This window comes from Flavivirga algicola (genome assembly GCF_012910715.1).
GTDB lineage: Bacteria > Bacteroidota > Bacteroidia > Flavobacteriales > Flavobacteriaceae > Flavivirga > Flavivirga algicola.
Window position 1 is genome coordinate 239,884 of the sequence record NZ_JABBHF010000005.1, and the last position, 13,740, is coordinate 253,623.

The 13,740-nt window shown below is 34.1% G+C and carries 6 protein-coding genes; 3 read left to right on the forward strand and 3 right to left on the reverse strand.

Translation table 11 applies throughout. The features are described 5' to 3' along the window. Positions 1-9: 9 nt before the first annotated feature. Positions 10-1,560 carry a sulfatase-like hydrolase/transferase gene (locus tag HHX25_RS10595; protein WP_169672950.1) on the forward strand — a complete coding sequence of 517 codons (1,551 nt, stop codon included), beginning with the start codon at positions 10-12 and terminating at the stop codon, positions 1,558-1,560. Between the two features lie 68 nt (positions 1,561-1,628). On the opposite strand, the gene HHX25_RS10600 is transcribed toward HHX25_RS10595, so the two are convergent. After that, positions 1,629-2,690 (reverse strand): lactonase family protein, encoded by a 1,062-nt coding sequence (locus HHX25_RS10600; protein ID WP_169672952.1) that lies wholly within the window; start codon positions 2,688-2,690, stop codon positions 1,629-1,631. Positions 2,691-3,053: 363 nt separating this feature from the next. Here HHX25_RS10600 and HHX25_RS10605 point away from each other — a divergent pair, with 363 nt between their 5' ends. Beyond that, positions 3,054-4,583, forward strand: coding sequence for a sulfatase-like hydrolase/transferase (locus tag HHX25_RS10605; protein WP_169672954.1), 1,530 nt, complete (start codon positions 3,054-3,056; stop codon positions 4,581-4,583). Between the two features lie 22 nt (positions 4,584-4,605). After that, a complete protein-coding gene (locus HHX25_RS10610) occupies positions 4,606-7,863 on the forward strand; it encodes a glycoside hydrolase family 2 TIM barrel-domain containing protein (protein ID WP_169672957.1) in 3,258 nt (1,085 codons plus the stop codon). A gap of 305 nt (positions 7,864-8,168) precedes the next feature. Here the strand turns inward: HHX25_RS10610 and HHX25_RS10615 are convergent, their stop codons facing one another. Together HHX25_RS10615 and HHX25_RS10620 are read right to left on the reverse strand one after the other, a co-directional pair. Continuing rightward, positions 8,169-10,283: a hypothetical protein gene (locus HHX25_RS10615; RefSeq protein WP_169672959.1), complete on the reverse strand. Its 2,115-nt coding sequence runs from the start codon at positions 10,281-10,283 to the stop codon at positions 8,169-8,171. Between the two features lie 38 nt (positions 10,284-10,321). Then, positions 10,322-13,729 carry a glycoside hydrolase family 31 protein gene (locus tag HHX25_RS10620; protein WP_169672961.1) on the reverse strand — a complete coding sequence of 1,136 codons (3,408 nt, stop codon included), beginning with the start codon at positions 13,727-13,729 and terminating at the stop codon, positions 10,322-10,324. Positions 13,730-13,740: the final 11 nt, after the last annotated feature.

Below are 13,740 nucleotides of genomic sequence, written 5' to 3' on the forward strand. Positions count from 1 at the left end.
TTACTGTATATGAAATTATTAAAGTTAGCTTTTGTACTTATAGTTTGTTTAACATGCATACCAACTATTGCTCAAAAGAAAAAGGGTAAAAAGCCCAATGTTTTGGTTATTTATACCGACGATCATCGTTTTTCAGGAGTGCATGCATTGGGAGGCATGGAAGTTAAGACACCTAATATAGATCACTTGGTAGACGATGGCATCGCCTTTACAAATACATACTTAATGGGTGCTTTTTCAGGAGCCACCTGCATTCCAAGTAGGGCCATGCTGCTTTCAGGACGTCACCTTTTTAAACTAGAAGGGCAAGGGCATGTCATTCCAGATGAACACATAACCATGGGTGAGGCATTTAAAGAGGCAGGTTACAACACACATATTGTAGGTAAATGGCATAACGATAATAAATCATTGGTACGTTCATTCGATTCTGGCGATAAAATCATGGGAAGAGGTGTTTATTTAGTAGATCACTTCAGGATGCCTTTCTGGGATTGGGATAAATCTGGCGCATTCAAAAAAGAAGATGCCTACCTGTTAACTTTTGATGCTAAAGGAAAGGAAATTCAAAGACCATTGACAAAAAATGATAAGAGAGGCCCAGTTGGAACAGAATTAGAAGGTCCACATACTTCGGAAGTTTTTGCAAGACATGCGGCTCAATACATAAAAAAGAAAAAGGACAAAAAACCTTTTTTTATGTATGTAGCGTTTCATGCACCTCATGATCCCCGACAAGCTCCTAAGAAATATAGAGATATGTACAATCCAGAAACTATTAGTCTGCCACCTTCTTATGCGGCTCAACACCCTTTTGATAATGGTCATATGTTTCTAAGAGATGAAGAGTTAGCCCCATGGCCTCGAACAGAGGAGGTTGCAAAAGAGCATTTGGCCGATTATTATGCAATTATTTCACATTTAGACCACCAAATTGGAAAAATAATTTCAGCTTTAAAAGAAAGTGGCGCCTATGAAAATACATTAATTGTTTTTGCAGGTGATAGTGGTTTGGCAGTTGGAAACCATGGATTAATTGGTAAACAAAATGTCTATGATGAAGATGGTATCCATGTACCTTTTGTACTTTCAGGAAACCTCATTAAAGATAAAGGGAGGAAAATAGATGCGCTTAGCTATATTCATGATATTTTTCCAACGGTTTGTGAAATGGCCAATATAACCATGCCTAATTCGGTTAATGGTAAAAGTCTAGTGCCAGTTATTGAGAATAAAACAGCACAAGTAAGAAATGAGACATATCATGCGTATAAACAATTTCAAAGAGCTTACAGAAAAGGAGATTATAAGTTAATTGAATATGTAAGAGCAAACGATTTACATTGGAAATATGGAGAGCAAATTACAGGTTCCAGAGTCACTCAACTTTTCAATATAAAAAAGGATCCTTGGGAAACTCAGGATCTTTCCTTTTTTCCAGAAAACAAAGAATTACTTCTAAAAATGCGAAATGAAATGAAAGCAAAAGCATTAGAGCTAGGAGATAAAAAAGAAAATATAAAAGGTGAAAAGTATGATTTTTGGAATTTTTATTATTAAATCAATCTCATCTTTTCATCTTTGCCTAATATTAAAAATTAAATAATAAGGACTCCTAAAAGTTCGGTTTAGTACTGGAGGTTTATTGTTGAAGTGACACAGACAGGAGAAATGATGTTATAATTACGGGATCGTTCCAGTAGTTTGCCACTTGATGTTATTTCGTAGGCAATCACTTCATCAGAATCTTGTAAACAAGCTATCAGCCATTTACCATTTAAAATAATATTAAATGCTCTTAATGTTTTTCCTTCTGTAGGTTGAAATGATAGCAATTCTAAGTCTTCACCATGAATTTTGAATATAGTAATAGCATCTAAAGTTCTATTTCCAGCATATAAATACTTACCGTTTGGATGTATCCTAATAGCAGAACCACTTGGTATTTCTTTATAAGAAGCTGGTAAAGATTTAACAGATTTAAGAAAAGTAAATGTACCCTCTTTTTGTTTTAAAATAGAGATGTCACCAGTTAGTTCATTTATTAAATATCCTAAATCACCATTTTTATTAAAGACCATATGCCTTGGGCCACCACCTTTATCAACAGCAATATCATTGCTTTTAATAGCGCTTAAAGCATTGTTATGAAACCTGTAAGCCTTAATTAAATCAATACCTAAATCTGGGACAAAAACATCTGTTCCATTAGGATGAACAACCGCTTGATGGGCATGGGGGGCTTCTTGTCTTGCTAAATTGATACTGTTTCCTTGATGTTTAAAATTTTGGGTGCTCGGTAGCACCTCTCCATTATCTTTTGTAGGGAATAAAAGTATATTACCAGAGCCATAACAAGCAATTAATAAGCCGTTATTGGCATAAGTAATATGGCATGGCAAATCGCCATCAATAGTTTGTTCGTTGATCAATTGTAACGAGTAATCCTCTTGTATTTTAAATGCTTTTACTTTTGGGTTTTCGTTAATGGAAACCTCGGTTAATGCGTATAAATATTGATGGTTTTTGCTTAATACCAAATAGGCAGGATTTGTTGTTGAGTACATGTGAAGCACCCTCATTTTTCCACTAGTATTATTTATTTCAATAGTATATATACCATCACCCTTGCCGCCAAAATCTTGAGAGAGCATTTGTGTATAACATCCAATATAGAAAATAGAATTCATTGTCATTTAATATTATCAGTTCTGGTATTTTGTTCTACAGTTTTCTAACTGCATTGTACAAATAAAACAATTTATTAATTGAGTATGTATATTAATTTTAACATTAACATTAAAAAGGGACAGGATAAAATAATAAGGGTAATCGGAAATAGATATGGTTTATAACTCTATAAATATATGGATGTACAAGCGTTTTAGTACTATTTTGTTAGTTTTAGAGGTGTTTTTGAATTTATAGAAGTAGTGAATTATCTCATTTTTTGTTTCTTTGAACATTAGTTATATCGATTAATTCATTTGTTATAATAAATGCCATTTAATTGGATGATATTTGATTTTGTATTATTAAAAAGTTTTAAAAGAATGATTAAATTTTATGCCATCGCCTTAGTGTTTTTGTTGTGCTCATGTAACACTAAAAAAGAGGAAACTAAAACAGCAAAGCCTGATGCAGCAAAACCCAACATAGTCTTTATTTTTACCGATGACCAAACATACACGTCTGTAAATGCTTTAGGAAATGATGAAATTATTACCCCTTCTTTAGACAAATTGGTTCATGAAGGCACTACATTTACACATGCTTACAATATGGGATCATGGAGTGGTGCAGTTTGTGCAGCATCTAGGGCTATGTTGATTTCGGGTAGGTTTGTATGGAGAGCGAATGAGTTTAGACAAAATTGGGTTAAGAACGATTCTAGTAGTTATCAAAAGAGTTGGCCTAAACTATTGAAATCTCAGGGTTATAAAACGTACATGACTGGTAAATGGCATGTAGATGCTTCGGCAAAAAAGTTATTTGACAATACGGTTCATATTCGACCAGGTATGCCAGGAGATGCGTGGGATCATGCCAAGATGGTCGCAAAATTCGATTCTTTATCAAAAATAAAAAACGCCAATGTTGAGGCTATTATGCCTAATGGTTATAACCGTCCGAAAAGTGTAAATGATACATCGTGGTTACCTACCGATAGATCAAAAGGTGGTTTTTGGAAAGGAGGAAAGCATTGGAGCGAAGTTGTAAAAGATGATGCTATAAAATTTATTGATGATGCGAAAAACAGTGACGATCCATTTTTTATGTATTTGGCATTTAATGCACCGCATGATCCGAGACAAGCTCCTAAAGAGTTTGTAGACATGTATCCACTAGAAAATATTTCTGTTCCTACAAGTTTTCTTCCAGAATATCCATTTAGAAAAGACATGGCTAATGGTAAAAATTTAAGGGATGAAGCCTTAGCGCCATTTCCAAGAACAGAATATGCGATAAAAGTCCATAAACAAGAGTATTATGCTAGTATTACGCACTTAGATAAGCAAATTGGTTTAATTGTAGACGCTTTAAAGAAATCTGGGAAAGCAGATAACACCTATATCTTTTTAACTTCAGATCACGGATTAGCTATGGGTAGACATGGTCTGTTAGGTAAGCAAAACCTGTTTGATCACAGTATTCGTCCGCCACTTGTCATTATAGGTCCAGATATTCCTAAAGATAAAAAAGTAGATTCTGACGTTTATTTACAGGATATTATGGCTACTTCATTAGAAATAGCTGGTGTTGAAAAACCAAATTACGTTGAGTTTAATAGTTTTTTAGATATCGCTAAAGGCAAAACAAATAAAAGTAATTACGAATCAATTTATGGGGCCTATCTAAATGTACAGCGGATGATAAGAAAAGATAATTTTAAACTATTGGTGTATCCGGAAATTAAAAAGACTCTTTTATTCGATTTGGATAAAGACCCAGAAGAGATGAACGACATTGCAGATGTACCCGCCAATAAAGAAAAAGTAAAATCACTATTTAAAGACTTGATACAATTACAAAAGGAAATGGATGATCCAGTTGATTTAAATAGCATCTATGAATTATTATAAGTTACAAAGAAAAACATATTGTATGTCCATAAAGAATAAGGTATTTTACGTATTGTTATTTGCATCAATTAATTTGATGTATGCCCAGCAAAATGATTGGGAAAATCCTATTGTAAACCAAATTAATAAGTTACCAGCTAAAGCAACTTTTTATTCATATGAAAGTGCAGATTTAGCAAAGGCTGACATTCGTGAAAATTCAAAGTTATTTAAATCACTAAATGGTGATTGGAAATTTAACTGGGTTGCTAAGCCAGCAGATGCCTCGGAAGTTTTTCAGGAAAATGATTTTGATGCGTCGAAATGGAATACTATAGATGTGCCTTCAAATTGGGAAATGCGAGGCTATGGTACACCTATTTATACAAATTCAACGTATCCCTTTTTTAGTAACTTCCCTTATATAAACCATCATGATAATCCAGTGGGCCACTATATTAAAACATTTAATGTAGATGCGTCTTGGAATGGAAAAGATATCATGCTTCATTTTGGAGGAGTTTCTTCAGCTTTTTATGTTTGGGTTAATGGCGTATTTGTTGGATATAGTGAAGATACGCGATTACCATCTGAATTTGATATTACGAAACATATTAAAAAAGGAGCCAATAAAATAGCTGTTAAAGTCTTTAGATGGTCGGATGGAAGTTATTTGGAAGCACAGGACCATTGGAGAATGAGCGGTATAGAACGAGACGTTTATTTACAGGCAGTATCTAAAGTTAGATTGTCAGATTTTGCTATTCGCACAGATTTAGATGAAAATTACGAAAATGCATCACTTCAAATACGACCTGAGTTTATAGCCAACATTACGGACAAATATGTCGAAAAAGTCGGTCATTTTGGAGATGCTCCTTTACATACTAAGGTTGACGATTGGACCTTATCAACGCAACTAATTGATACTGAGGGTAACCAGATTGGAGATGTACATGTCATGGAACTTAAAAAATATTTTCGTGAGGTATACCCCCAAAGAAATAATGTGCGTTTTGGTTTAATAGAAACGGAGGTGAAATCCCCTAGGAAATGGTCGTCGGATGATCCTTATTTATACACATTATTATTTACGCTTAAGGATAATGAGGGGCGTGCAATTCAGTATACTAGCACAAAGGTTGGTTTTAGAGAAGTTAAAATAAATGAAAAAGGACAATTCTTAGTAAATGGCAACCCTGTTAAAATGATAGGGGTCAATCGTCATGATCATCATATGATTAATGGTAAAACAGTTTCTCGTGCAGATATGGAGAGAGATGTACGGTTGCTAAAACAATTTAATTTTAACGCTGTACGAACCTCTCATTATCCTAACGATCCTTATTTTTATGATTTATGCGATAAGTACGGGTTGTATGTTATGGACGAAGCCAATCTGGAAACTCATGGTGTAAGGGGAGAGATAACAAATAGTCCAGAGTGGGGCAGTGCTTATTTGGAAAGGGCTATTAGAATGGTAGAGCGAGATAAAAACCACCCAAGTATCGTTATGTGGTCTTTAGGAAACGAATCAGGTTCAGGACCAAATCATGCAGCTATGGCAGGATGGATTAAAGATTTCGATCCAACACGATCCATACATTATGAAGGAGGACAGGGAAATCCATACGATAAGAGACATAAAAAGTATTACAATCCAATTGATCATAACCAGATTGATCGTTCTTGGGTAGATGTTATAAGTAGAATGTACCCGCAACCAAATGAGTTGCAAAGCTTAATCGATAGGAGTGAAAAAGATGGAAGACCAGTGATTTTATGTGAGTATGCACATTCTATGGGGAATTCTACAGGAAATATGAAAACATATTGGGACGTTATTTATAAGAATGACAGAGCTATTGGAGGTTACATTTGGGATTGGATAGATCAAGGTATTTTACAAAAAGACAAAAACGGAAAGGAGTTTTATGCCTATGGAGGCGATTTTGGAGATAAACCTAATTCGGGAAGCTTTTGTTTAAATGGTATCATAGCATCAGACAGAACACCAAAGCCTGAAACTTATGAATGCAAAAAGGTTAACCAGCCTGTAGTCATTTCAGAAATAGATGCTTTAAAAGGAATGTTTAAAATACGAAATAGACACCATGCTATAGATTTGTCAAAATATGATTTAGAATGGACCTTAGCTGAAAATGGAGTCATTATTCAAAAAGGTACTATACCAACATTATATACAAAACCCTATGAAACAGATGAAATAAATATCAGTTTTAAAAAGCCAAAACTAAAAGCAGGAAGTGAATACTTTATAAATATCCAAGGAAAATTAAAAGAAAATACACTTTGGGAAAATAAGGGATATGTTGTTTTTGAAGATCAGTTTAAACTAAACTATGACATCCCAGAACCAAAAACCATCAGCAGTAATTCAACACTAGTAGTTGATAAAAGTGATAAGGTTATAACTATTAAGAACAAGTCTGTAATGGTGCAAATAGATAAACCTACAGGGTACATAAGCTTATATAAAGCAAAAGGGGTAGATATTGTAAATATGCCTTTAAAATTAAATTTTTGGAGAGCAGAAACTGAAAATGATGAAGCATATAGAAGGGCTAAGAAATTATCGAAAGAGCTTATTTGGATGAAGGCAGGCGATTTAATGGTTGCCGAAAATTTTGCGATAAATTCTGATGTAAAAGGAAAAGTAATCGTCAATGTAAAAGGACATATAGAAAACCCAAAAACAGAAGTTAATTTAGTTTACACGCTTCTTGGAAGTGGGGAAATAAAGGTCGATTATCATGTTGTTATTGATGAAGAGGCTCCAAACGTTCCAAGAATAGGTATGGCGTTCGATATTTCCAATACATATGGAAAGATTACCTATTTTGGTAAAGGGCCTCAACCAAACTATCAAGATAGAAGTTATGGTGCTGAGGTAGGTTTGTTTTCTGGAGATGCACAGACCATGAGTTATCATTATGCATACCCTCAAGAATATGGTAATCATACAGGCACGCGTTGGTTTAAAATACAGAATGCATCAGGCAAGGGTGTTTTAATAAAAGGAGAAGATGTATTGAACTTTAGTGTGATTCCACATAGTATTGAAAACCTTCAAGAAGCTAATCATGTAAACGAGTTGGCAGATAGAGATGTTTTGACTGTTAATGTAGACCTAAAACAAATGGGTGTTGGAGGTGATGATACCTGGAGTAGAAGAGCCCAAGCTCATGAAGCCTATAGAATTAAGCCTGGAACTTATAAATACGCTTTTTACTTGGTTCCGTTTACTGCTAAAGTGAAAGCAGAAAAAATTAGATTTTAATATTAAATATGAGTAGCTAGGTATATTGGGTTTAATAATATAAAAAATTAAAGAGGCACCAAAAAAGTTCACAAATTGTTATTTTGAGCACAGTCGAAAAATCTTAAATTAAGTAGATAAACGTTTAATTTTTAAAAGATTCTTCACTACGTTCTGAACGTTATTTTTTAGACTCCTCTTTAATTTCTTTAAGAAAAATTGATCTTCAACCTAGTAATACACGGTATATTATACGGTCATTTTAAATAAGGAACAGTATAAATTTCGAATAGGTATTGGACTGGTTATATAGTATTACCAAAGTTTTACAATTCGTATTTTAGAAACAGATATTGTGCGGGTTTATCAATAAAAAATCTTACATTTCCATTCAATCCAGCCCGTACTTGTTTAATAGTATTGTTCTCTTCTAAATCAATCAATTTTATTTTTTTGTTCTTCAAAAACTTAAGCTTAATTTCTTTGCTGTTTTCATTGTTATGTAGTTCTCTGAAAATCATCAAAAATCCAGTGTTTTTATCAGGGTTATATATTTGAAAACCTGACCAAGAATGATTATTAGGCTCTTCTCCTATAGGAAAAACGTAGCTTTGAAAAATATCTTTGCGATGTTCTTTGTAAATTGAAATAAGCTGTCTTAATTCGTCGCGTTCCTTGGTTTGTAATAGCTGAGTAAGCATAAAACAAGAAGGCGCTGCCATGAAAGCACTCATTGCTGCATACGATTGGCTGTGTAAATGGGCATCAGAGAACCTTGGATTTGTACGAGATGTATTCTGCCAATGTGTTTGTAAATCATTCATATTATAATACTTAGATATCATCCAGTGATGTCTTAACGTAATATATGGAACGTATACCAAATGATTTGGTAAATTATTTTGAATGTTTTGAAAATACATAGGACCTACCTCCCTAACGGGGCTATACCATCCATAACGCTGGTCATCATACTCAGGACACCATGAAATTTGAGTGCTATAGTCTGTTTCTTTTATAAAATCCCTTGATTTTTTTAATCGGTTTGCAAAGGCATCATGATTTTCAAGTTTATCAAAATCAAATTTCCATGTGGCTACATCCAGTTTTTTCTGATTATCCAACAATTCTTCAGGAGTTATAAATAACGCTGCCGCCCACAACCCTATGCCTACATTATATTCTTCTGATAATTTTTTTATTTTGATCCAATTTGCATCATATCCAACTTTAGTATTAGGATGCCATGAATCTTTACTTTTGGTTCTTCCATCTTGCCAACCATCATCAATTCGTACAATATCAATGCCTAGATCTGATGCTGATTTTATTTCTTTTTCTATTATTGAAAACTCTGAATTCTCTCGCCCATAAATCTTGTCAAAGTTTCCTTTCTGCCAGTCACTACCCCAGGTATCAATTAAAATGTGCATATCTAAGTCAAGATTCACTGGGTAACGAATGCGGTCAAACCTTTTTAAAGCTAATTGTGAGGCAGCGTCACCGCCAGCGTACAATATACTCCAAGTAGCCCATGTTCGTTTAAATTCTGATGAAATTTCGTTTGGTTTCAACCCCCAACCAGTAACTTCTATGCCTGTAGGAGTACAGTAAAAAGCACCTGTTTGAATACCGTATTTATTAACTGTTTTATTCGATTCCTTTAAAACGATTAAGCCCTCGTTGTCTTTTTGTATGACAACACCATTTGCCCATGTGTTTTCTTCGTCTTGAAAAATGGGGTATCCAGTTACAATTCTTTCCTTAACCATATTTTCTGTATTGACACGATTTCCTGGATTGTTATAAATACCCCAATACTTACGTTGATTTTTTTTCGAAAAATCGACAGGAATAAATTCGTTACGTGCTATTTTAACAGGTTGGTTGGAACCATAAGATTTCTTATAAGCTAAATCCTCAGGAATACCTTCCGTAGAAAAAGTATTATCAGATTTCACTTCAAGGGCGGTCCATATGCCAGGAGAATCAGGATAAACACGAATTAAGAACTTTAAATCAATACCAATTTGATAATGTATATATGCGGTTACCAACAAATGGGGTGAAGTGAATTTTTCATCATTACTTTCTAATACTTCCAAAGACACTAATTCGGCTTTAGTTGCTGAAGTAATTTTAGTGGGTAAATCCCAATCGCATGTAAAAGTATGATTGGATTCGGCCCATTCTTTTCCAGATACAGTATTCTTATAGCTGGTAGTTATAAAACCAAAACCTGTCCAACGCCATTTTCTTTTAACCTCACCTGTTTCAACATATAATTCATTATTCTTAAAAATCACCTTAGCACGTCCTAAAGTATAAAAAACATCCTTTTTAGTATCTGCAGATATTTTTTGAAACCCAATGAGGCCATAAAAAAACATCAAAAGGATAAAGACTATTAAGCTTTTAAGATTGATTTTTATCGAATACATAATGATTTATCATTTGTGAAGTTTTATAAAATTAGAGTTTAATGTCCTCCCTTTTTCTTTTTCGAATTAGTTGCTTGGGCATCCCATGTGTTTTCAAACACTTTTCTTGTAACCGTTTCATAACCTTCGCATTTAATTTCGAATAGGCATTGCGCTGGTCGCTTATAATAAGAAATATCTTTAAAGATAACTTCGCCCTTTTTGGCAACCTGAGTATAGGTCTGTAGCAATTTACCCTGTTTATTATACACGTTAAGGATGACTTCTTTTTCAATATTTCTTATCAATTTATCGCCTGCCCTAAAATTCACAAAAACATCTACATTGTCTGGAATCCATCCGCCATCAGAGTCTAATTTTACTTTTTCTGGTGGATTAATACGAACCTGTAAAGCACCTTTCTTAGAAGTGGTACGAATCGTTTTTTCTTTTAGATTGGCAAAGGTTACCGAAACTTTAACATCCCCTGGGGTATTGGTCGATTTTAATGAGAATTTTGCTGAGCCATCTTTAAAATAAATTGATTGCTTTTTTGATTCATTTTCGCATAATGCTTCTCCTTCAACATGAACAATAATTGGAGAACCAGTTGTTAAAACTTCACGATTTCCATCATCGAATAATTTTGCAGTGAATTCAAGCGTATTTTCGTTATCAGCAACCAAAACGGTATTAGCTTTTTCGATTTCTAAGCGCACGGGATTTCCATAAATTGGCAACGAGAAGGAGCCCTTTTCTATGTTTGTTCCAGAAATGGAAATTTTAGCTGTCCCAGGAACCTTACCCGCTAAAATATTGAAATAATCTTGCTCGGTTGGGTTAAAGGACATGCTTGATGTTCCATTTTGGAAACTGGCAGGACCTTCAATTTTCAAATCAATTTTTTGAACTTTTGATTTCTCATTTAAAAGATGAACTTTGATTTTCGCTAAACTATAGCCATCTGATGGTAATGATTTTATATTGGAATTTAATTCTACAACAGCCAGTTTAGGCAGTTTTACAAGAATGTTACGACTTCCAGATTGATTTTTATAAGCATCTGAAAATACTATTCTTTCATTTTTAGCGGTTAAAGGAATGGTTGCTATAGGATTGCTTCCATCTGTTGTTTTAGCATATTGCCATCCTTTATCTAATTTGATAACTGCTTTTTTTGCTATGGCATCATAAAACCATCCATTTTGTTTAATATCATGAATCAAATCCTTTTGGTTGTCAAAATAGGCTAATTCATAGCCATCAACATAAATATTATTAGGTTTTAAAAGACTGTGCATTTTTACCAAATAAGTCCTTTTTTCAGGCATATTATTGTAAGAACCTTTTCTTTTTGAAATAGAAATTTTCACTTCATTTTCTAAAGCGTCTGAGGTAATATCTGTTAGAGTGAAGGTTCCTTTCTCATAATCATAAGATATACCATCATCTTCATATAGTTGAAAAGATGATTTTTCATGAGGATATATGTCTAAAACGACAACTTCATCTTTTGTTTCACCAATATAGTTCTTCGTTTGTCCCATAGGAATAATAGCGCCTGCTTTTACAAAAAGTAACCCACCTAAATACTCTGGCCAATCACCATTTACCCATTGAGACTTTTCTATATTTTCGACATTGCCGTTCCAATAATTGATCCATTTTCCTTTAGGTAGGTAGGCACGTCCGTGATTACCCTTTTGTACACCAGTCCAGAAATCTATTTTTTCACCAGCAGGAGAATCATCAACATCAGAAAGTGCCAATAAAAACCAATCTCCAACCATGAATTGTGATTTCATGTGATGCGTAATTGGATCGTCGTGGTAATTCAATACCATAGGTCTTTCAATAGGCAGACCTACTTTACGAGATTGCCATAGTGAAGAATATAAATAAGGAACTAATCGGGATCTCAAACAAGCGTAGACCCTATGGCTCTGTTCAATGGATTCTGAATAAAGCCATGGTTCACGATAATAAGCCCAGGCATCAACTACGGTAAAAGGTGTGAAGAAACCTTGATGCCATCCAGCAGCATATGGATTACGAATATCGTAACTTACCATTGCGTGCCCCGACAAACTTGCATTAAGCATGCCATTCTCTGCTTGGAAATCACCAGCCCATTGAAAAGGCCAACGGTGCGAGGCTACTGATGCGTTATATGCATGAAACATGACAATAGCACGCTCTTTAGTTTGTTTTCTAAATTCTTCGAATAAAGTTTCAGAATATAAAGAGTTGGAGATGTTATTCATTTCCTCTTCACTGAAATTTTTGTCATTATGCGGTTTTACTCCATAAGTAGGATCTAATAATTCTGAGCTTGTAATTGATCGTGGATACGGGTCATCTTGCTTAAACATGCGTACGCCCATATTGACAATATGTTTACGTTTTTTATACCAGTTTTTACGTGTTTTAGGCTTAGAGATATTTATAACTGGAGCAACTCCAGATTCCCATAAATCCATTTTAAAACCCATATCCCCTAATTCTGCAATCATTTTTTCAGGGTTAGGAAAACGTTCTGGGCTCCATTTCCATTTCATGGAGTATGCTACATCTTCCCACCCAGGTTCTAAAGCTACAATGTCGGCAGGAATTTCTTTTTCTCTAAATTCTTTGGCAATATCAAGCAATTCCTTTTGATTACCGTAGTATCGTAAGCGATATTCTAAACCAAAAGCCCACTTGGGTACCATCATACTTTTTCCTGTTAAATCTGTATACCTATTTAATAGATTAGGAAAGTCTGGACCGTATATAATGTAATAATCAATAGCCCCTCCATTAGAAGTAATAGAATAGTAATCGTTTGATACATCACCTGATTTTGAGCTAAAGTCAAAATCTTGATTATATACACTGTTTGAATAAAAAGCATAACCTCTGGTGCTCATAAAGTAAGGAAGTGTTGCGCCTTTCCAGCGATAGGCTCTTTTAAATGTTAATTTGTGTCCTCTGGCATCTAAAGTTTCTCGCATGAACCCAAAACCAAAAAAGTGCTCATCGGCAGGCATATCAAAATTTAATGCATTTTTACTGCCTGTTTGTGTTCCTAATTTTTTGTTTTCTCTTAGAATAATATTTCCTTCCTTGTCTTTGACTTCAATACGAAAAGCTTCTTTATCTACGGAAATATCTAATTTTGAAGTTGTAATTTGGTAATGTTTTTCAGTTTCATTTAAATTGAAATTTGTTGCAGGAAAATCATCTTTCACGAACCCGAATTCGATAGTTTTAGATTTTTTAAACGTTCCATTGGGAGCGACTTGTACTCTAAAAATAGCATCGGTAATAATACTTAATTTAACCTTTTTAGCATGTTCACACTGAAAAAGAACAGCCTTTTGATCTTTTTTATATGAAACGACTTTTCCCAATTGATTTTGAGAAAATCCTTTAATCCCAAAGATTAGGAATAAAGAAAAGGCAAATAGTAATAATTGTTTTTTCATTTAATTGATGT